Origin of the sequence: Herbiconiux sp. SALV-R1 (assembly GCF_013113715.1) — a bacterium.
Lineage (GTDB): Bacteria > Actinomycetota > Actinomycetes > Actinomycetales > Microbacteriaceae > Herbiconiux.
On sequence record NZ_CP053344.1, the window covers coordinates 1,519,431 to 1,539,260 of the forward strand.

20 protein-coding genes are annotated in these 19,830 nt (G+C 71.0%); 8 read left to right on the forward strand and 12 right to left on the reverse strand.

The annotated features are described in order from the left end of the window. The first annotated feature begins 34 nt into the window (after positions 1 to 34). The 6 genes from HL652_RS07355 (at position 35) to HL652_RS07380 (ending at position 6,486) form a co-directional block, all read left to right on the forward strand. Positions 35 to 1,504: an ATP-binding cassette domain-containing protein gene (locus HL652_RS07355; RefSeq protein ID WP_171704727.1), complete on the forward strand. Its 1,470-nt coding sequence runs from the start codon at positions 35 to 37 to the stop codon at positions 1,502 to 1,504. A gap of 7 nt (positions 1,505 to 1,511) precedes the next feature. Next, positions 1,512 to 2,501: an ABC transporter permease gene (locus HL652_RS07360; RefSeq protein ID WP_171704728.1), complete on the forward strand. Its 990-nt coding sequence runs from the start codon at positions 1,512 to 1,514 to the stop codon at positions 2,499 to 2,501. Then, a complete protein-coding gene (locus tag HL652_RS07365; protein WP_171704729.1) occupies positions 2,498 to 4,165 on the forward strand; it encodes an amidohydrolase in 1,668 nt (555 codons plus the stop codon). The genes HL652_RS07360 and HL652_RS07365 overlap by 4 nt, the downstream gene beginning before the upstream one ends. A 56-nt stretch (positions 4,166 to 4,221) precedes the next feature. Then, a complete protein-coding gene (locus HL652_RS07370) occupies positions 4,222 to 4,872 on the forward strand; it encodes a GntR family transcriptional regulator (RefSeq protein ID WP_171704730.1) in 651 nt (216 codons plus the stop codon). A gap of 122 nt (positions 4,873 to 4,994) precedes the next feature. Then, on the forward strand, positions 4,995 to 5,930 hold the full coding sequence (locus HL652_RS07375; protein WP_171704731.1) for a glycoside hydrolase family 26 protein: 936 nt from the start codon (positions 4,995 to 4,997) through the stop codon (positions 5,928 to 5,930). Between the two features lie 49 nt (positions 5,931 to 5,979). Continuing rightward, positions 5,980 to 6,486, forward strand: a complete 507-nt coding sequence (locus tag HL652_RS07380; RefSeq protein ID WP_171704732.1) for a hypothetical protein — start codon at positions 5,980 to 5,982, stop codon at positions 6,484 to 6,486. A 50-nt stretch (positions 6,487 to 6,536) separates the two neighbouring features. Here HL652_RS07380 and HL652_RS07385 read toward each other — a convergent pair whose 3' ends face one another. From HL652_RS07385 to HL652_RS07430, 10 genes are all read right to left on the reverse strand, one after another. Next, entirely contained in the window at positions 6,537 to 8,036 is a 1,500-nt protein-coding gene (locus tag HL652_RS07385) for a CoA-acylating methylmalonate-semialdehyde dehydrogenase (RefSeq protein WP_171704733.1), read from the reverse strand. 84 nt (positions 8,037 to 8,120) lie between these two features. After that, the gene (locus tag HL652_RS07390; protein WP_171704734.1) at positions 8,121 to 9,458 is read right to left on the reverse strand and encodes an aspartate aminotransferase family protein; all 1,338 of its coding nucleotides are present in this window, start codon (positions 9,456 to 9,458) and stop codon (positions 8,121 to 8,123) included. Between the two features lie 101 nt (positions 9,459 to 9,559). After that, complete coding sequence (locus tag HL652_RS07395; RefSeq protein ID WP_171704735.1) at positions 9,560 to 11,080, reverse strand: PucR family transcriptional regulator; 1,521 nt, start codon at positions 11,078 to 11,080, stop codon at positions 9,560 to 9,562. Positions 11,081 to 11,139: 59 nt separating this feature from the next. Continuing rightward, positions 11,140 to 11,409 carry a ferredoxin gene (locus HL652_RS07400; RefSeq protein WP_171704736.1) on the reverse strand — a complete coding sequence of 90 codons (270 nt, stop codon included), beginning with the start codon at positions 11,407 to 11,409 and terminating at the stop codon, positions 11,140 to 11,142. Further along, on the reverse strand, positions 11,406 to 12,632 hold the full coding sequence (locus tag HL652_RS07405; protein ID WP_171704737.1) for an NADH-ubiquinone oxidoreductase-F iron-sulfur binding region domain-containing protein: 1,227 nt from the start codon (positions 12,630 to 12,632) through the stop codon (positions 11,406 to 11,408). The genes HL652_RS07400 and HL652_RS07405 overlap by 4 nt, the downstream gene beginning before the upstream one ends. Then, positions 12,629 to 13,204, reverse strand: a complete 576-nt coding sequence (locus tag HL652_RS07410; protein WP_253743713.1) for a ferric reductase-like transmembrane domain-containing protein — start codon at positions 13,202 to 13,204, stop codon at positions 12,629 to 12,631. Before HL652_RS07410 ends, HL652_RS07405 begins: the two co-directional genes overlap by 4 nt. Beyond that, positions 13,197 to 14,096: an FAD:protein FMN transferase gene (locus HL652_RS07415; RefSeq protein ID WP_171704738.1), complete on the reverse strand. Its 900-nt coding sequence runs from the start codon at positions 14,094 to 14,096 to the stop codon at positions 13,197 to 13,199. Before HL652_RS07415 ends, HL652_RS07410 begins: the two co-directional genes overlap by 8 nt. A gap of 1 nt (position 14,097) precedes the next feature. Beyond that, complete coding sequence (locus tag HL652_RS21485) at positions 14,098 to 14,409, reverse strand: hypothetical protein (RefSeq protein WP_216604037.1); 312 nt, start codon at positions 14,407 to 14,409, stop codon at positions 14,098 to 14,100. A gap of 76 nt (positions 14,410 to 14,485) precedes the next feature. Further along, positions 14,486 to 15,664, reverse strand: coding sequence for a sensor histidine kinase (locus HL652_RS07425; protein ID WP_171704739.1), 1,179 nt, complete (start codon positions 15,662 to 15,664; stop codon positions 14,486 to 14,488). Beyond that, positions 15,661 to 16,329: a response regulator transcription factor gene (locus HL652_RS07430; protein WP_171704740.1), complete on the reverse strand. Its 669-nt coding sequence runs from the start codon at positions 16,327 to 16,329 to the stop codon at positions 15,661 to 15,663. The genes HL652_RS07425 and HL652_RS07430 overlap by 4 nt, the downstream gene beginning before the upstream one ends. Before the next feature lie 90 nt (positions 16,330 to 16,419). Here HL652_RS07430 and HL652_RS07435 point away from each other — a divergent pair, with 90 nt between their 5' ends. Further along, entirely contained in the window at positions 16,420 to 16,962 is a 543-nt protein-coding gene (locus tag HL652_RS07435; RefSeq protein ID WP_216604039.1) for a DUF2231 domain-containing protein, read from the forward strand. Between the two features lie 15 nt (positions 16,963 to 16,977). Here the strand turns inward: HL652_RS07435 and HL652_RS07440 are convergent, their stop codons facing one another. Further along, complete coding sequence (locus HL652_RS07440; protein ID WP_171704741.1) at positions 16,978 to 18,276, reverse strand: alpha/beta hydrolase; 1,299 nt, start codon at positions 18,274 to 18,276, stop codon at positions 16,978 to 16,980. 109 nt (positions 18,277 to 18,385) lie between these two features. On the opposite strand from HL652_RS07440, the gene HL652_RS07445 reads away from it, so the two are divergent. Further along, complete coding sequence (locus tag HL652_RS07445; protein WP_171704742.1) at positions 18,386 to 19,273, forward strand: fructose bisphosphate aldolase; 888 nt, start codon at positions 18,386 to 18,388, stop codon at positions 19,271 to 19,273. 113 nt (positions 19,274 to 19,386) lie between these two features. Here the strand turns inward: HL652_RS07445 and HL652_RS07450 are convergent, their stop codons facing one another. Continuing rightward, positions 19,387 to 19,827: a VOC family protein gene (locus HL652_RS07450; protein WP_171704743.1), complete on the reverse strand. Its 441-nt coding sequence runs from the start codon at positions 19,825 to 19,827 to the stop codon at positions 19,387 to 19,389. Positions 19,828 to 19,830: the final 3 nt, after the last annotated feature.

A 19,830-nucleotide genomic window follows, 5' to 3' on the forward strand; every position in this document is an offset into this window, starting at 1 on the left:
CAGCCCCGGTCGCCACCATCCCAGAGGACACCCGATGACCCCACCACCCGACACCGCCCGGCTCGCCTTCGACGAGGTCGAGGTGAGATTCGGCCCCGTCACCGTGCTGAGCGAGATCTCGGTGGAGTTCGGGGCGGGCGAGATCATCGGCCTGCTCGGCCACAACGGCGCGGGCAAATCGACCCTCATCAACGTGGCGACCGGGGCCCTGCGCTCCTACGGGGGGCGGATCGTCGTCGACGGCACGCCCCTCGCCGCCGGCAGCACCCCCAAGTCGATCGCCGCCGAGGGGGTCGCCGTCATCCACCAGGAGCCGGCGCTCGCGCCCAACCTCAGCGTGCTCGACAATCTGCACCTCGCCCGAGACAGTGCCAAGACCGGCCGCAAGGAGCGCCAGGCGGCGGCCCGCGCCGCCCTCGACTCGCTGGGCGCCGAGCAGATCGCACTCGACCAACCGGTGGAGACGCTCTCCCTCGGCGAGCGGCAGATGGTCGACCTCGCCCGTTCGGTGATGCTCGGCGACATCAAGGTGCTCTTCCTCGATGAGCCCACGGCGGCGCTCGGTGAGGCCGAGACCCGGAGCCTCCACGAGATCATCCGCCGGCTCGCCGCCCAGGGCACCACCATCGTCTACGTCTCACACCGACTGCCCGACATCATCGACGTCTGCACGCGCATCGTGGCGCTGCGCGAGGGCCGCCTCACCCTCGACGCCCCCGTCGGCAGCTTCACCAACGAGTCGCTGTCGGCCGCTCTCGCGGGCGACAAGTCCCTCCTCGACGACGAGGTGCGTCAGCCGGTCACCGGGCCGGTGCTGCTGTCGGTCTCGCACGAGGTCGAGCTCGAGTTCCGCCCGGGCGAGATCGTCGGCCTGTTCGGCATGGCGGCCGGCACACAGTTCGGCGTGCTGCAGACCCTCTACGGAATCGGCGCCACGCGCGGAGCCGCCCGCCTCCGGGAATCGGCCATCGCCGTGAGCGGCCCTCGCGGAGCCATCCGGCAGGGCGTGCACCTCGTGCCGGGCGATCGCGAACGCGACGGCCTGGTGGCCGGCATGAGCGCCTTCGACAATGTCTTCCTGCCCTGGCTGCACGACTCGAAGCTCTCGTCGAAGCGCACCAGGGAACAGCTCTACGACTCCCTGCGTGAGGCCCTCGCCATCCAGGGCCCCGACGGCCGAGCCCCCATCTCCACCTTCAGCGGCGGTAATCGCCAGAAGCACCTGCTGGCGCGGTGGATCTTCCCCAAGCGCCCCGCCGTGCTGTTGCTCGAGCAGCCGACGCAGGGCGTCGACGTCGGCGCCAAGGCCGACATCCGCCGCTGCCTCCGGGAGGTCGCGGCGGAAGGCACGACCATCGTGGTCGCCTCGGCCGAGACCGACGAGATCGCCTCGCTCTGCGACCGCGCCTATGTGCTGAGCGGCTCCCGCTCGCGCAGCGTGGCGAAGTCGCCGCAGTTCCAGTCCGAGCTCCTCAGCACCCTCTTCGACATCACCGCCCGTTAGGACCAGCATGTTCACCAAAGAACGCTTCACCGTCTTGCTCGCTCAGAACGGCATCTTCGTCGCGCTGATCGCGCTGATCGCCTTCTTCGGCATCGTGAACCCGCGGTTCCTGTCGTGGCAGAACGGCCAGTCGATCCTGCAGCAGATCTCCGACCTCGGGCTCGTCGCGCTGCCGCTCGCGCTCATCATCATGGCCGGCTCGATCGACCTCTCCGTCGGCTCCGTCGCCTCCGTCTCGGCGATCATCGCCGCCTCCACCATGAACGCCACCGGCAACTGGCCGCTCGGCTTCGCCGCGGGGCTGCTCTTCGGCGTGTTCGCCGGGGCGATCAACGGCGCGCTCATCGCCTTCCTCAAACTCAACCCGTTGGTCGTCACCCTCGGCTTCCTCAGCGTGTGGGGCGGGCTCGCGCTGTTCCTGGTCGACGGCGCCACCGTGGCCGGCCTGCCGGAGGGCTTCCGGGCCCTCGGCTCGTTCAAGGTGGTCGGAGTGCCGATCCAGATCATCATCCTCATCGTCGTCATCGTCCTGTGCTGGTTCCTGCTGAACAAGCGGCCGTTCGGCCGGGAGCTGCTCGCCGTGGGCGGCAACGAGCGGGCGTCCTTCCTCATGGGCGTGAAGGTGAAGACGGTGCGCATGCGCCTGTTCATGCTCTCCGGCTTCTTCGCCGCCCTCGCCGGCATCATGCTCGCGGCGAAGCTGCAGGCCGCCGCTCCCACCGCCGGCCTCGGCATGGAGGTGCAGGCGCTCACCGTGGTGCTGCTCGGCGGCGTGGCGTTCGAGGGCGGCATCGGTCGCATCAGCGGTGTCGTGCTGGGCCTGCTCTTCGTCGGGGTGCTGCGGAACGGGCTCATCATCGCCGGCGTCTCGCAGTTCCTGCAGACCATCCTCATCGGTCTCACCCTGGTGGTCGCGGTGGCGCTCGACAGCAGCATCCAGCGGCTCGTGCGCAGCAACTGGAACCGCATCGTGAAGAAGCGTCAGGCAGTCGCGTGAAGCTCGACGTCGTGATGCGGAACGGCCGCATCCACACCGGAGACCGCGCGCGCCCCGAGGCGCACACCATCGGCATCCTGAACGGCCGGGTCGTCGGCTTCGACGACGAGCTCCACGGGATGCACGGAATCGTCGAGCACGACCTCGACGGGCAGAACGTGGTGCCCGGGTTCCACGACGCGCACCAGCATCTCAGCTACCTCGGGCTCCGCCAGCTGCAGCTCGACGCCCACCACTCGAAGGTGCGCACGCTCGACGAGCTTTACGCCGCCATCGAGCGGCTGGCGAGCACCCTCGGCCCCGACGAGTGGATCCTCGGCGGCGGCTTCGACCAGACCCGCCTCGGCGCGTTCCCGCACATCGACGGTCTCGACCGTGCAGCGGGCGGGCGACCGCTCTGGCTCACCCACACCTCGGAGCACATGGGCGTGGTGAACTCGGAGGGTCTGCGCCGGGTGGGATTCGCCGATGGCTCGGAGCTTCCCGAGGTTCCCGGCGGCATAGTCGACCGCGACGCCTCGGGCCGCTTCACGGGCCTGCTCCAGGAGCAGGCCAAAGACCTCGTCGCGTCGCACCTCAAGCCGCCGCCCGCGGAGTACCTCATCCGTGCCCTCGAGGCCGGCACCACCCTCGGGCTCTCGCAGGGCCTGACCAGCATCACCGAGCCCGGCATCGGCAGCGTCACCGGACTCGGCAACGGCCCCGCCGACCTGCACTGGTTCCAATCGGCGAAGGAGCAGGGGCGTCTGGGCCTTCGGGTCTGCGTCATGCCCTACATCACCCAGGTGCACGACCTCGGCATGATCGAACCCGGGCTGCGGGGTCAGGGCCTCGACCTCGGGCTGCGCTCGGGCTTCGGCGACGAGTTCCTGCACATCGGCGCCGTGAAGGTGCTCTCCGACGGAGCCCTGTTCGGGAGGTCGGCGGCGATGTCGTGCGACTTCCACGACACCCCGGGCAACCGCGGACTCTTCCAGTTCGACCCGGGCGAACTGCGGGAGACCGTGATCGGCCTGAACCGGGCCGGCTGGCAGGTGGCGATGCACGCCGTCGGCGACCTCGCCGTGGCCGAGGCGATCGAGACGTACGCGCTCGCGGCACTCGACCATCCGAGAGCGGATGCCCGTCACCGCATCGAGCACTGCACCGTCACGAGTCCCGCCGACGTCGCCCGCATCGCCGAGCTCGGCATCGTGCCGGTGCCGCAGGGCACCCACCTCTCCGAGGGCGGGGAGAGCATCCTCGCCGGTCTCGGGCCCGAGCTCGCGCACTCGGCCTACCGCATGCGCAGCTTCGTCGACGCCGGCGTGGTGCTGCCGGGCAGTACCGACGCCCCCGTCGTCGGCGGCGCGCCCATCCGCTCGATCCACGACATGGTGAACCGGATGGCGCCGTCGGGCGTCGTCGTCGGCCCCGACGAGCGCCTCACCGTCGAGCAGGCGGTGCGGGCCTACACCCACGGCTCGGCCTACGCCGACCATCGCGAGCACGAGAAGGGGACGCTGTCGCTGGGCAAGCTCGCCGACCTGGTGGTGCTCTCCGACGACATCTTCAGCGTGCCGGCCGACCGCATCTGCGATGTCGAGGTGGGCGCGACGATCGTCGGCGGCGAGGTGCGGTTCGACGCGGGAGCGCTCCGCTCGGGGGTGCTGCAGCCGAGCTGAGCGGGCTCCCGATACGATTGCCGAGAGGTGCGGTCGAGCACGATCGGAGGCGCGCCATGGTGACACCGTCGTCGATCGCCGGAGACCTGCGCGACGACATCCTGGAGATGCGGGTCGACCAAGACCAGCCCCTGCGCGAGATCGCGATCGCGGAGCGCTTCGGGGCCTCGCGCCGCTCGGTGCGGGAGGCGTTGCTCGCCCTCGCCCAGGAGGGCGTCGTCGTGCACGAACGGCACCGCGGGGCCCGGGTGCGGCGCTTCACGACCGACGACGTGCGCGACCTCTATGCGGCCCGCACCGTGCTCGAGGAGGCCGGAGCGCGTGCCTGCCCGGCTGCGCCCGACGCTGCGATCGACGCGGTGCAGCTGGCCCTCGCCGAGCTGCGCCGGGCGGCGGAGGAGGGGCAGGACACCTCTCGGCACGCCGCGGCCGACACCGCCTTCCATGCGGCGGTGATCGCCCTGGCGGGGAGTCCCCGGCTCGACGGCTTCTTCCTCGGCATCCGCACCGAGATGACCTACGCCATCAGGCTGCTGCAGCGCCGCGAGGTGGCGAGTGGATGGGGCGACGCCGAAGCCCTCCACGACCACGAGCTGATCGCCTCCGCCGTCGCGGAGCGCGACGCCGACCGTGCGGTGACGGCCGTGCTCGATCACATCCGGGTCAACGAAGAGCGGCTCCGGCGCATCGCCAACGACATCGCCTGACTAGAGTGGGCGTGTGATGCCCGGCCCGCCGGGACGGGAGGTCGGATGCGCATCCTGCTGGTCGAAGACGAGCTCGAGATGCAGGGGCTGCTCGTCGACGGGCTCCGGCGCGAGCTGGGCACATGACCACACGCAGGCATCGCCCACCGTTCCTCGCTCTCACCGTGCTCGGGATGCTCACCGCCGCAGCGCTCTGCGGCTGCACGTCGGCCCCGCCGCCCGAGTCGTCGGCCTTCGCAGGCGTGCCGCTGGTGCCCGAGGAGGGCGTCTACCTAGGGGCCTTCCACGGCGAGGAGGCCCCCGCCGCCGCTTCTTCGCCACTCCCGGCCATCGACCTCACCTACGTCGGCTGGGCGGACGCGTGGGCGACCGATCCCTTTCTCGCCGACGACCGCGACCGCGGCCAGATCTCCCTGGTGAACTGGGAGCCGTTCGACGTCGACTTCGCCGACATCGTCGCTGGGCGGTACGACGACATGCTCACGCAGCGCGGTGCCGAGGCCGCCCGGCTTCCCGGCCCCGTCTTCGTCGACTTCGCCGCCGAGATGAACGAGGAGGAGGGGTGGGGCGGGCACGACCCCGAGCTCTACGTCGCTGCCTATCGTCACGTGCACGACCTGGTCTCGGCCGAGGCCGACGGGAAGGTGGTGTGGGTGTGGGCGCCGAACAACGTCGACAGCGACGGCGCACCGCCCGCGCTCGACTACTACCCGGGCGACGACTACGTCGACTGGACCGGCATGGACGGGTACAACTGGGGCACGAGCGAGCCGGGGTTCGCGTGGCAGAGCTTCGAGGAGGTCTTCGCCGACCTGTACGACGAGCTGCACACGCTGGGCAAGCCCATCATCGTCGCCGAGACCGCGTCGGCCGAGGAGGGCGGGTCGAAAGCGAACTGGATCCGCTCGATCCCCGACACCCTGCGCGAGCGTTTCCCCGACATCAAGGCCGTGGTCTGGTTCGACATCGACAAGGAGCGTGACTGGCGCATCCGTTCCTCCGAGGAGTCGGCCGCTGCCTTCGAGACGCTCGCAGCGGAGTCGATCGTCGCGGGGTGACGCGGCCGGGCGGCGTGCCCGGTCGGCGGCGTCGCGCCAGGATGGACGGATGAGCGACAACGCCTTCGCGATCGGTACGACGGTACGGTTCCACGAGATCGAGTCGGCGCGGGGGCCGGGGGAGGCTCAGGATGCGATGCTCGCCGCCCTGGCCGCCGACGGTTTCCGGGTGTCGCCCGACACCTTCGGCGACGGCGCGTGGTCGCTGCGGTACGCGGAGATCGGCGACGACGGCAGGTCGAACTGGAGCGACTGGGCCCTCGAGGTGGTGCCGCTGCTCTCGCTCGTGGGAGTGCGACGGCATTTCGCGCGGTGCGCCGTGCCGGTGGTGGTGACGCCCACCGCCGCCGGGTCGCGCCTGCTGGTCTCGACGGTGTGGGGCTTCCACGGCGACGGCGGCACGGTGGGGCTCGTCGCCCGCCGCGTCGGGCAAGCGGCCGAAGCCGCCGCCGCGGTGCTCGGGGGCGAGCTGCGGTCGCAGCGCACCCCCGTCGACGCCTCGGCGCCGCTCGACCGCAAGAGCTTCGAGCGGCTCACCGACTGGCGAAAGCGGTGAGCACTCGAGCATCCTGAGCCGCCCCGCGACTCAGTTCTGCGCCCCGCGACTCAGTTCTGAGGGAACCCGAGGTTGATGCCGCCGTGCGACGGGTCGAGCCAGCGCGAGGTGACTGCCTTCTCCTGGGTGAAGAAGTCGAACCCCTGCATGCCGTAGGCCTTCGAATCGCCGAACAGCGACTTCTTCCAGCCGCCGAACGAGTGGTACGCCACCGGCACGGGGATGGGCACGTTGATGCCGATCATCCCGACCTGCACCTCGTTCTGGAAGCGGCGTGCCGCCCCGCCGTCGTTGGTGAAGATCGCGGTGCCGTTGCCGAACATGCCGGAGTCGATGAGCGCCAGACCCTCCTCGTAGCTCGCGACGCGCACGATCGAGAGCACCGGGCCGAAGATCTCCTCGGTGTAGGCGCGCGACGACGTGGGCACCGCGTCGAGCAGCGTGGGGCCGAGCCAGAAGCCGTCAGCCTCGCCGTCGACCTCGATGCCGCGACCGTCGACGACCACGCGGGCGCCGTCCTGCTCGGCGATGTCGATGTAGGAGGCGACCTTGTCGCGGTGCACCTCGGTGATGAGCGGGCCCATGTCGGTGCCGCGACGCCCGTCTCCGATGCGGAGCGTGCGCATCCGTTCGCTGATCTTCTCGACCAGCGCGTCGGCGACGGGTTCGACGGCGAGCACGACCGAGATGGCCATGCAGCGCTCGCCCGCCGAGCCGAAACCGGCGTTGATGGCGGAGTCGGCGACCAGGTCGAGGTCGGCGTCGGGCAGCACCAGCATGTGGTTCTTCGCGCCACCGAGCGCCTGCACGCGCTTGCCGTTCTTCGAGGCGGTCTCGTAGATGTACTGGGCGATGGGAGTCGACCCGACGAACGAGATCGACGCCACGTCAGGATGCTCGAGCAGGCCGTCGACGGCCACCTTGTCTCCGTTCAGCACCGTGAAGACACCGTCGGGGAGCCCCGCCTCCTTCCACAGTGCGGCGAGCCAGAGGGCCGCGCTCGGGTCTTTCTCGCTCGGCTTCAGCACCACCGTGTTGCCGGCGGCGATGGCGATGGGGAAGAACCACATCGGCACCATGGCCGGGAAGTTGAACGGTGAGATGATGCCCACCACGCCGAGCGGCTGCTTCAGCGAGTACACGTCGACCCCGGTCGACACGTTCTCGGAGTACGCCCCCTTCAGCAGGTGCGGGAACCCGGTCGCCAGTTCGACCACCTCGAGACCGCGCGCGATCTCGCCGCCCGCGTCGGAGAGCACCTTGCCGTGCTCGCTCGTGATGATCTCGGCGAGTTCGCCCTTGCGCTCGTTGAGCAGTTCGCGGAAGCGGAACAGCACCGTCTGCCGCTTGGCCAGGCTGGTGTCGCGCCAGGCCGGGAAGGCGGCCTTCGCGCTGGCGACGGCACGGGCGACGTCGGCGGTGTCGGCGAGCACGACGTTCGCCGTGACGACGCCGCGGGCCGGGTCGTACACGGGAGCGGTGCGGTCGCCGGCCCCGGGGTCGTGGGCGCCGTCGATCCAGTGCGGGATGGTGCGGGGGGAGTCGGTCATGGGTTCGTTCCTCGGTATCGGCATCGGTATCGGTCTCGGGGAGGGGGTGACGGTGGGGCGGGCGATGGTCTCGGGGAGGGGCTGTCAGGAGAGGGTGGAGAGCGCCGCGTCGAGGGCGGCGACGCCCCGGCGCACCTCGTCGGGGGTGACGACGGCAGGAGGCACGACGTGGATGCGGTTGTCCTGCACGAACGGCAGCACGCCGTTCTCGAGCAGCGCGGCCTTGACCGCCCCCATCGAGGCGGCGGCCAGCGGTTCACGGGTGTCGCGGTCGGCCACCAGCTCGACCGCCCAGAACACGCCGCTGCCGCGCACCTCGCCGACGACATCATGCGTCTCGGCGAGAGTATGCAGGGCGGGGCCGAGGTGATCGGAGCCGATACGGGCGGCGTTGCCGACGACATCCTCCGCGCGCATGGCGTCGATCGTCGCGACGATGGAGGCCGAGGCGAGCGGGTGCCCCGAGTAGGTGAGCCCGCCCGGGAAGACGCGCTCGTCGAAGAACCGTGCGACGCGGTCGGAGATGATGACGCCGCCTACCGGCACGTAGCCCGAGTTGACACCCTTGGCGAAGGTGATGAGGTCGGGCACGACGTCGTAGGCGTCGAGCGCGAACCAGTGGCCGGTGCGCCCGAAGCCCGCCATCACCTCGTCGAGGATGAGCAGGATGCCGTAGCGGTCGGCGATGGCCCGCACGCCTTCGAGGTAACCGGGAGGCGGCATCAGGATGCCGGCGGTGCCGGGCACGGTCTCGAGCAGGATGGCCGCGATCGAGTCGGGCCCTTCGGCCTGCACGGTGCGCTCGAGGTGGCGGAGGGCGCGCGCGCTCTCCTCCTCCGGGGTCTGCGCCCAGAACTCGGAGCGGTAGAGGTAGGGGCCGAAGACGTGCACGTGCCCGCGCGAATACTCGTTCGGGATGCGCCGCCAGTCGCCCGTGGCGACGACCGCCGCGCCGGTGTTGCCGTGGTAGCTGCGGTAGAGCGACACCACCTTGTCGCGGCCGGTCACCTGCCTGGCCATGCGGATGGCGTTCTCGTTGGCGTCGGCACCGCCGTTGGTGAAGAAGACCTTCTCGAAGCCCTCGGGGGCGAGCTCGGTGATGCGCTTGGCCGCCTCGTTGCGGGTGGCGTTGGCGTGGGCGGGCGCAACGGTCGTGAGGAGGCTCGCCTGTTCCGTGATCGCCTCGACGACGCGCGGATGCTGGTGACCGATGTTGACGTTCACCAGCTGGCTCGAGAAATCGAGGTACTCACGGCCGTCGTGGTCCCACACGGTCGAGCCGAGGCCCCCGGCGATGACGAACGGGCTCAGGGCACCCTGGGCCGACCAGGAGTGGAAGACGTGGGCGCGGTCGGCGGCGCGGACGTCGTCGTTGCTGCGCGGGCCGTCGGTGGCGACGCGGGGCGGGGAGGTGAGGGTCACGGGCGGCCTTTCGATCGGTTGATCCGATCTTGGCGGCTGCTACCCGTCGGGGTGCTCGCCAGAGTGTCGAGCCTTTTCGCTCCGACTCGACATTTCAGCCACTATTGGTCGCCGATGAGCTCCAGGGCCGACCAGATCTCCGCCCGCACGGCGAAGTCGCCCAGGTTGACCCCGAGCATCCGTTCGACCGTCTCCACCCGGCTCTTCACGGTGTGCCGGTGCACGTGCAGGGCTCGCGCTGCCGGATCCCACGCGCCGTGGTTCTCGAGCCACACCCGCACCGTCTCGAGCAGCACGGTGCGCTCCGGTTCGCGCACCTGCAGCACGGGGGCGAGCAGGGTGCGCGCGACACTCTCGCCACCGGCGACGCGGAGCAGTCCGTGCAAGCCGCGCTCGGCGAGGCTCTCGTAGTCGACGACGGGGTCGCTGGGGCTCGCCGCACGCGCGGCGTGCGCCGCCTCGGAGACCCCGACCCGCAGATCGGCCCACGACACGCGGCTCGAGGTGCCGGCCGTCATGCCGTGCCGCGCGATGAGGGAGCGGAGCTCGGGCGGGGTGGTCGCGCCGGCGACGAGCAGCACGTCGCCGTTGCGTTCGGCGTAGAAGAAGCCGCGGTCGTTCCGCACCGCTTCGAGCTCGAGCTCGTCGAGCGCCGAGGGGCTGAGGCCGTCGCCCGCGATCAGCGTGACGACGATCGGCTCGGCCGGCAGGCTGCCCCAGACCGACGCGGCGGTGCGGCTCGCCACCTCCCACTCGCCGGCCATGAGGAGTTCCAGAAGGCCGGTGCGCAGCTGGCGGCGCGCAGCATCCAGTTCGCGTCGTTGCTCCAGCACGATGCTGGCGATCCCGATGACGCTCTCGACGACCTCGTGGCCCGCAGGGTCGAGCGGGCCGGAGGTTCCGACCGCCAGCACACCGCGCAGCCGCCCGCGCTGCCCGATGGTCTGCAGAGATATGCCGACATCGGAATGGATGATGCTGAGGCCCGCCCGGGTGCCCTTCATGAGGGTCTCGTACGCCGCCGCCTCGACGGCCGGTCGCACGTCTGCGGGTGGCCCCGACAGCCCCGGAACGTGAAGCGGTGCCCCGGTCGAGTCGAAGAGCGCGACCCAGCAGTCGAGCTGGGCCGAGAGCTCGATGAGGATGGCGCCGAGCCCGTCGGACGACAGGGCCGCGCGCGCGATCGACCGGTGCGCGTCGAGCGACCACTGCACGCGCGCCCGGCTCTCGGCGGCGAGCTCGCTCGCGACGAACCTGATGATCGAGATGAAGAGGGTCTCCCGCTCGATCTCGATGAGGGCCAGACCCTGCTCGGCGCACGCGTCGATGAGGGCGGGGGGTATGGCGGGGTGGATGACGCGGATGGCGAAGCCGAGGGCGTGGATGTCGCGCTCCACGAGCCGGCGCACGTACTCAGCGGCGAACCGCTCGTCGACGCCCGCGAACTGCGCGCCGTCGGTCAGTAGCAGCTGCCCCGACTCGAGCCAGGGCGTCGGATCGGCCAGATCGGAGCTGTGCGCCCACGACAGCGACACCTCGCTCGCGTCCCGCGCCCCGTCGGGCACGACCAACCGGGCACGGAACTCCGGATGCTGGAGCAACGACTGCAGACGGGCGGGCACCCTGCATTTCTACAACATCGAGCGCCCGACCTCGGCGGTCCCGGCTTCACCGGGCGCGTTCACCGGTCGCCGCGGAGGGTCAGCGCGAGGCGCGGGCAGAGCGCCACGGCGTCGCGAGCGGCCGGCATCTCCTCGGGCGGGACAGGGACGTCGGTTCGAGCACCGGCCGGTGCGGCGGCCAGGGGATAGCCGTCGTCGTCGGCCCGCAGGAGCGCGGGGAGCAGTTCGAGGCAGGCTCCCCGGGCCTGGCATCGCGTCCAGTCGATGTGGAGGGTGGCCGCAGGTCGCCGACGGGAGAGCGCGGGTGAGGTCGCTTCTGCGCGGGTCATGAGCGGGCCCTTTCGCAGCAGATGCCCGCCCGGTGCCGCTCCAGCTCGCCGGAGAAGACCTGGAGCGCCGAGCGCGCGAGAGCAACGGTGCCATCGGGGTGATGGCAGGCACCGCGGCCGGGAATCGTCTCGAGGAGATGCCCGATCGCGCCCGGGTCGCGCTCGCGACCGGAGGCGTAGGCGGAGAACCGCTGTGCAAGCCGGGGGAGGCCGAGCACGCACGGCCCGCACTGTCCGGCGCTCTCGGCCGCGAGGTAGTCGAGGATGGACGCGTTGACCCTGAGCCCGCAGCTCGCGGTTCCCAGCACCAGGACGACGCCGGCACCGGCCGCGACAGCATCGGTGCCCTCGGCCGGCCGGGCGGTGAGCCGCCGGTTCAGTTCGTGGGCCGGAACCCAGCGCCCGTGATAACCGCCGACCAGCACGGCCTGGACGCGTGAGTGGTCTGCGCCGACCGACGCCAGCACCTCGGCGATCGGGAGGCCGCCGGGCACCTCCACGACCCGGTCGGAGACACCGTCGCCGCTCACGCTGACCAGACGCGTACCGGGATCGTCGAGAGTGCCGCTGCCGCGGAACCAGACGGCACCGTACCGGGCGATGAGCGCGATGTGTGCGAGCGTCTCCACGTTGAACAGGAGGGTAGGCCGACGGCCCGCCCCGCGCTCGGTGAGATGCACGGGATGGTCGCTCGGGACAGCGGATGCTCCGGCCAGGCCGGACACCACGGCCGTCGCCTCACCCGCGACGAACCGGTCTTCAGCCACCCGCACCTCGATGTGCCGACCGTCGGTGCGATCGAGGAGGGCTCGTCGAAGCGACTCGGCCCCGTCTCGATGAGCCACGATCACGAGTCGCGCGCGGGGGTTCAGCGCTGCGGCCAGGAGCACGAGGCCGTCGACGACGAGATGGGGTGCGTGCCGCAGCAGGGTGGCGTCTTTGCGGCTGAGGGGTTCCCCTTCCGAACCGTTCCCGATGATCGTGCCGGGAGGGCCGGCGAGCGAGTCGACTTTCCTCGACACGGGGAAGGCACCGCCGCCGCGGCCGGTGAGCCCGGAGGCGCGGAGCTCGGCGACGAGACCCGATGCCGCCGGCACCGGTCCGAACCGGGCGGTGTGAGCGGCCGACCCGGCATCCGGCCCCGCGGCGAAGAGTCGAGACGGCAGCGCGCCGGCCGGGGTCACGGGGAGCGCTGTGGGCGGCACGGCGTTCGTGGTGGTCATCCGTGCATCCTCTCGGTCACTCGTTCGGCACGTTCGATCGGCGTCGAGCGGAAGCGGGTCGACGCGACCCGCCAGATCAGCGCGGCGACCACGGAGACGGCGGTCAGCACCGCCAGCGCGTCGAACCACAGGCTGCCGCCGTCGGTGCCGTTGCCGAGGGAGTGCAGGAGCGCGACCGGCCACATCAGGTAGACCGACCAGTGCACCAGCCGGAACACCCGCGCCGGCAGCCGGTGCCGGAGCAACGCCGTGATGACGACCGCGACGACGAGGTCGGATGCGACGGTGCCGAGCCCCTGCCAGAACGGCTGAACGGAGCCGAGGAACGGGATGACGATGTCGATCAGGGAGAGCTTCGCATAGCTGTCTCCGAGAAGCGTCAGCACGTGGAGCACGAGGAAGACCGCTGCGAGCAGCGAGACGTTGCGGTGCAGGAGCACGATTCCGAACCGGGGCAGGCCGGGCAACGGCTTGCCCGCCCGGGTGAGGATGCCGAGCAGCACGGATGCCGTGAACAGCACCAGCGACAGCACCCCGCTCATGCGACCGATCGCCCAGAGCACCTCAGACACGGGCTGCCTCCTTGTGGGTGGGCCACGCGCCGGTGGTGCTGACGGTGTACTGCTGATCGACGAATCGCGCCGGCACGTCGCGAGCGGCGAGCCAGGGGAGAGCCTCGTGGCCGAGGATCACGGCGGCGGTGGAATAGGCGTTCGCCTCGACACAGCTCACCGCGGCGCAGGTGACGGTGCGCCAGGGACTCTGCACCGGCTGCAACGACCGGGGGTCGAGGATGTGGTTCACGAGCTCGGCCCCGACCCGGTGGCGCCGGTGCTGCGTGCTCGAGGTGGCGATCGCCGCACCCGCCGTGAGAGCCACGCGTTCGGCGGGATCACCGGCCCGGTCTTGAACCGAGACCTGCCAACCGCCGTCCGGGTGCTCCACTGTCGAGGCGAGGTCGCCGCCGATGCCGACGAGGGCTCCGGCGTCGGGGCCGAGCGTTCGCGTGATCGCTCTGACGACCTGCTCGCAGGCGGAGGCCTTGCCGATCGCGCCGAGATCGAACCCGGTGCCGGGAGGCGCCGTGAGCACGCCGTCCTCCAGCGTGACGTCAGCCCAGCGGACGGGACGGGAGAGCGATGTCGGCACGCCGAGCGGTGGGCCGTCGAGCCGGGAGAGCTGGTGGCCGAGGGTCGGGTCGACGAGTCCGTCGGTCAGCTCGGCCGCGGCGAGCGCGTCGCCGAGGAGCTCGGCCAGCTGCGGGGACACTCGGGTGGAGGAGGCGCCCGACCGGGTGAACAGGGAGAGCTCCGAGTCGGGACGGTAGCGGCTGCAGGCGGCGTCGACCGACGCCATCACCTCGACGCAGAGGCGGGTCGCCTCGTCGAGCAGGGCGGGGGCGGTGACGGTCAGCTCCACGTCGGTGCTCCAGGCCCGCCAGCGGGCGGTCGCTGTCGCGGTCATCTCACGACCCCCGCGTCGTTCCGTGGCTTGTGCTGCCGCGCGAGGGCGAGACCAGCCCGCCCGAGCCCGACGACGACCCGCTCGAGCCCGACGACGACCCGGTCGAGCCGGACGACGAGCCCGACGATGAGCCGCTCGAACTCGACGACGACCCGCTGCCGGAGGAGGCCGGCGCCTCCGCTGCCGAGGCTTTCGACGCGGTCGTGTCGTGCCAGAGTGCGGCGGCGCCCACCCCTCCGCCGACGATGGTGGATGCGGCGAGCACACCGGTCAGCACCCGGGCGGCGCGGCGGCCTCTGTCGCGAGCGTTCATGGGTCACTCCTTTCGGTCGGTGACACCAGCATCCGCTCGGTTTCTTCCAGGATTCTTCCAACGGGCACCCAGCGGGTCACGGGCGCGGCAGTGTCGCCTCCACCACCCCACCGGGGAGTTCCTTCACGACCCGGGCCGAACCGCCGTAGCGGTTCACCACGTCGGCCACCAGCGCGAGGCCCAGCCCGTAATGGGCGGGGCCGGCGCCGGGCGTGCGGTCGGACGCGAAGCGTTCGAACGGCCGATCGCCGTCTCGGAAGCCCTGCCCGTCGTCGGCGACCCGGATGCGGACGGTCTTCGCCTCCTGACCCACCTCGACGGTCACCGAGGAACGGGCGTGATCGAGGGCGTTGGAGATGAGGGAGAAGAGCACCCGGCGAAGCGGTGCCTCCGCCGCGGCGGCCACGGCAGCCGCCGACGTGTGGAGGGTGAGCTCGATCCCCGCCGCCTCGGCCTCCGCGCCCGCTGCCGTCACCACCTCCCGCGCGATCGCCGATACGTCGACGGCGCCGACGGATGCGGGCCGGTCGTCGGCGGCGATCAGCAGGTCTTCGAGAATGGCGGTGAGGCCCGCCGCGTCGGCGACCACCGCATCCGCTTCCGACTGCAGCCGGGCGGGGGAGGTGTCGCCCTGGATGCGGCGGCGGAGCAGCTGCACCCGTGTGCTCAGCAGTGTGAGCGGAGTACGGAGCTCGTGGCTGGCGTCGGCGACGAATCGACGCTGCTTGGCCAGAGCATCGGTCAGCGGCCGCATCGCCCTCCGCGACAGCAGGTACCCGCCTGCGGCAGCAGCCACCACGCCCACGGCCCCGGCTCCGACGAGCGACCAGGCGAGCCTGCCGAGCTCTTCGTTCGACTCGTGCTGGTCGATGGCGACCTGCACGAGGGTGTTCTCGTCGAGGCGGGTGCGCACCGCGTAGCTGCGCCCGTCGGCGGAGACCGTCGAGTCGACCACCTGTGCCCCCTGCTGAACTCGCTCCAAGGCCGCGGTGTCGGGCAGGCCCTCGGGGAGCGGTTTCGACGACTGGGCGCGACCGCTGCGCACCGTGATCACCCAGGTGTCGGCCGGGGCCTCGTCACCTCGCAGGTCTTGCCCGCTGATCGAGAGCGCGCGGTCGGTCGACTCCGCGACCGACGCGCTGACGAGAGCGTAGGCCAGAACGCCCACGACAGCGATGATGACGGCGATCACAGCGGAGAACTGCAGCGCGAGCCGCCGGGCGGTTCGTCGCAGGGCGAGGTCTTCGGCCGTCACGGTGCACCGAGCCGGTAGCCGATGCCGCGCACCGTGTCGACCACCCCGCGGCCGAGCTTGCGACGCAGGTAGTGCACGTAGGTGTCGACCACGCCGAGTTCTTCCGCCACGGGGAAGGCCAGCCGCAGCAGGGTCGCCCTCTCGAACACCTGGCTTCGGTCTCTGGCCAGCACTTCGAGCAGCGTCGACTCGCGTTCGGAGAGCGCGACGGTCTCGCCCGAGCCCCGCACCACCAGCCGGGTGGACGGGGTGAACACGCCCCCGTCGCAGAGGGGCAACGTGGCCGCCGTCGTCTCGTGGCGCCGCAGCAGGGCGCGCACCCGGGCGAGGAGCTCGTCGATGTCGAAGGGCTTGCTGAGGTAGTCCTCGGCCCCGCTGTCGAGCCCCTCCACCCGGTCGGCCGGGTTGCCGAGGGCGGAGAGCACCAGAACGGGAACGCCCACCCCAAAGCGCCGCCACCGGGTGAGCACGTCGAGACCCTCGAGGAGCGGAAGGCCGCGATCGAGCACGATGGCATCGAAGTCCTGCGTCAGCGCCAGATGCAGCGCCCGCTGGCCGTCGTGCGCGAGGGTCACCGCGTACCCCTCCTCGGCGAAGAGCTCGTCGAGCATCGCCGACAGGGAGCGGTCGTCTTCGACGATCAGGATGCGCGGGCCGTCCGACATGGCGAGAAGTCTAGAGCCGGGCGCTGTCAGACCGCGCTGTGCGCGCATCCGTCTCGCTGTCTAAGAATCTTGGAAGAATCTGCCGAGACGATGAGCGACATGTTCGACACCTTCTTCGGTCTGCCGCTGCACCCGTTCATCGTCCACGCCACCGAAGTGATCGTGCCGGCCGCCGCCGTGCTCGTCGTGCTCACCGCGGTGTGGCCGAGGTGCCGGCGATGGGCGGGCTACCTTCCGCTCGCATTGGCGCTGGTCGCGCTCATCCTGGTTCCGATCTCGACCGAATCGGGCGAGCGGCTGGAGGGCAGGGTGGGGGAGAACGACCTGATCGAACGCCACGCCGAACTCGCCGACGGACTGCTGCCCTGGGTGATCGGGCTGGTCGTCGTGGCGGGGCTGCTGCTGGCATGGACACTGTTCGAGAAGCGGTCGACTCGCGCGCAGGCGGAGACGGCCGACGTGGCGCAGCCGGCCAGGCGACGCCTGCGGTGGATTCCCGCGGCACTCATCGTGCTGGCGCTGGTCGCGGCGTCGGGTACGACCGTGCAGGCCGTGCTGATCGGCCACAGCGGGGCGACCGCGGTCTGGCAGGAGGACATGGGCACACCGCCGTCGTCCGACTCAAACGAGTAGGGGCCGGGTCGGCGGTCAGCCGGTGGGGGTGCCCGTCGACACGGAGAACCGCTCCGGCCGGGTCGAGGCGCGGGCGGCATTCTCCAGCGAATCCGTTCCCGTGTCGAGATAGCCGAACGACCGCATGTGCTGCTGGTAGAGCCGGTCGCGCTCGGCGGCATCGCCGTACTTCGTCCAGGCCTTGCTGGTCGGGTCGTCGTTGTAGGGGGAGTGGAGCACGGGCTCGTGCCCCGTCACTCCCGCGAGCCCTCGCGACGCATCGCCGTCGGTGCCGATGACGGTGGCGCCGAATGACGGGGTGCGCGGGTCGATGCGGGCCACGCGCCCCAGGAAGGCCTTGTCGTCGGTGGCCGCCTCGCCCGCGTAGACGTGGGCGGCGCTCAGAGCACCGGCGGTGCCGACGCGATACTCCACGCCCGCCGAGCCGAGCATGACGAAGGAGAACACGTCGAGCTCGCTTCCCGCCAGCGCGTTCGCCGCCGTCGTGGTGCCGTAGGAGTGCGCGATCACGCTGACGGTGTCGAGCCCCGTCCCCTTCCGTGCCGCCCTCAACGCGGCGATGTCGGAGCTCAACCGGGGCGCGCCGCGCGCGGCGTACGACCCCACGGTCGCGTCGAGGCCGGGCGGGGGTACCTCGTAGCCGATCCACGCGATCACGGCCCGGTCGGCCGGGGCGTCGGCGCGGCCCTGCGCGCGGAAGATGTTCTCCGCGGCCACCGTCCACAGCTGCATGTCGGTGCTGTAGGTGCCCATACCGGGCACGGCGAAGGTGACCTGATACGCGGTGTCGAGGTCGCCCACGGCGACGGAGGCGAGCGGCGGCACGTCTTCGGTGAGCTGCACGAGGTGGCGCTCCGGGTCGCGGGTGCCCTTGACCGCACCGTGGATCGCGGAGAGCGCGGCGAACAGCAGCGCCGCCTCCGTGTCGTCCGGATGCGCGGCCACCGTCTTGCCCGCGGCATCGAGCCGGTCGTCGAGACGTGCGCGGTTCGCCTCGTCGCGCGACGCGTAGTCGATGCCGTGCAGGTTGCCGAGCACCGCGGGGTCGGATGCGATCAACGCCGATCGCGCATCCTCGTCCAGATCGGCCCACCACTCGGCGATGTCGTCGGGATGCTCGTTGAGCACCGTGAGCAGCACGCCTTCGTGTGCGTCGAGGAAGTCGTCGACCTCGTCGTCGGGCAGGCTCAGAAAGGTCGCCAGATCGGGGTCGACGGGCTGCGCGTCGATGCCGGGACCGGCGACGACGGCCACACAACCGACGGCCAGCCCCACGATCGCGGCGATCACCCGCCTCCAGCGCCAGCGCCCCATCCGCCCCTCCTGCGTCCATTCAACCAGCGCGCGGGGGCGCCTCCCGACCACTCCATCGTGCCCGTTCCGGCCCTGGTGCCGCCGCCTGCTGACGCCTAGGCTCGGCGGCATGACCGACCAGACCATGCTCACCCGCTTCGAGACGGGCCGCGGCTTCATCGCCGCCCTCGACCAGAGCGGCGGCAGCACGCCGAAGGCCCTGCAGCTCTACGGCATCGAGCCCTCCGAGTACTCGGGCGACGAGCAGATGTTCGACCTCATCCATGCCGAGCGCCTGCGCATCATGACCGATCCCGCGTTCACCTCGGAGCGCATCCTCGCCGCCATCCTGTTCGAAGACACCCTCGGCCGCGAGGTGGAGGGCAGGGGAGTGGCGGACTGGTTGTGGAACACGAAGGGCATCGTGCCCTTCCTCAAGATCGACAAGGGCCTGCGCGACGAAGCCGACGGCGTGCAGCTCATGCGCGACATCCCCGAGCTCGACGCCCTGCTCGGCCGGGCGAAGGATGCGGGTGTGCTCGGCACGAAGGAGCGCTCGGTCATCCACGCCGCCGACGAGAGCGGCATCGCGCAGATCGTCGCCCAGCAGTTCGACCTCGCGCACCGGGTGCTCGACGCGGGGCTGCTCCCCATCCTCGAGCCGGAGGTCGACATCCACGCCCCCGACAAGGAGGCGGCCGAGACCCTGCTGAAGGCGACCATCGTCGAGCACCTCGCGGGGCTCGGCGAGCGCAAGGTCGCGGTCAAAATCACCATACCCTCGGTCGACGACTTCTACGCCGACCTCATCGCGCATCCGAACATCGCCCGGGTCGTGGCGCTCTCAGGCGGCTACAGCCGAGCGGATGCTGTTGCACGCCTCGCCCGCAACCACGGCCTCATCGCCAGCTTCAGCCGCGCCCTCCTCGACGGCCTCTCCGCCCACCAGAGCGACGCCGACTTCCACACCACCCTCGACTCGTCGATCACCGCCATCTACGACGCGTCACTCACCTGACCTGACCGACATGGCTCGCGATCGGGTCGAGGTTTGTGACCTTCGCGGTTTCCGAGACATCTCTGAGGTGAGGGGGTGTTCGTGAAGCTGACTCTGGCCGAACTGCCGCGTGCTTATCCGACCCGCTCCGCGAGGGCGACTATGAGGCCCTCGGGGCCGCGGACGTAAGCCATGCGCCAGATGTCTTCGAACTGGCCGAGGCCGCCGACGAGGCCGTAGCCGTCGCGAGCCAGGGATGCGAGCACGGCGTCGAGGTCGTCGACCTCGAACGCGACGCTGCGCAACCCGAGTTCGTTCGCCATCGCGGAGGGTGAACCGGGCTCCGGGTCGGGGCGCACGAATCGCGACAACTCGACTGTCGTGCCACCGCCCGGGGCGGCGAGCATGACGATCTCGGTGCGGGAGTCGGGGATGCCGATGACGGTGTCGAGGAAAGCGCCCTCGATGGGCATTCGGCCCTGAACCTCCAGGCCCAGCCCGACGAAGAAGTCGGTGACGAGGTCGAGGTCACGAACGGTAATGCCGATGTGATCGAACCGCAGGATGCGCGCCATGCG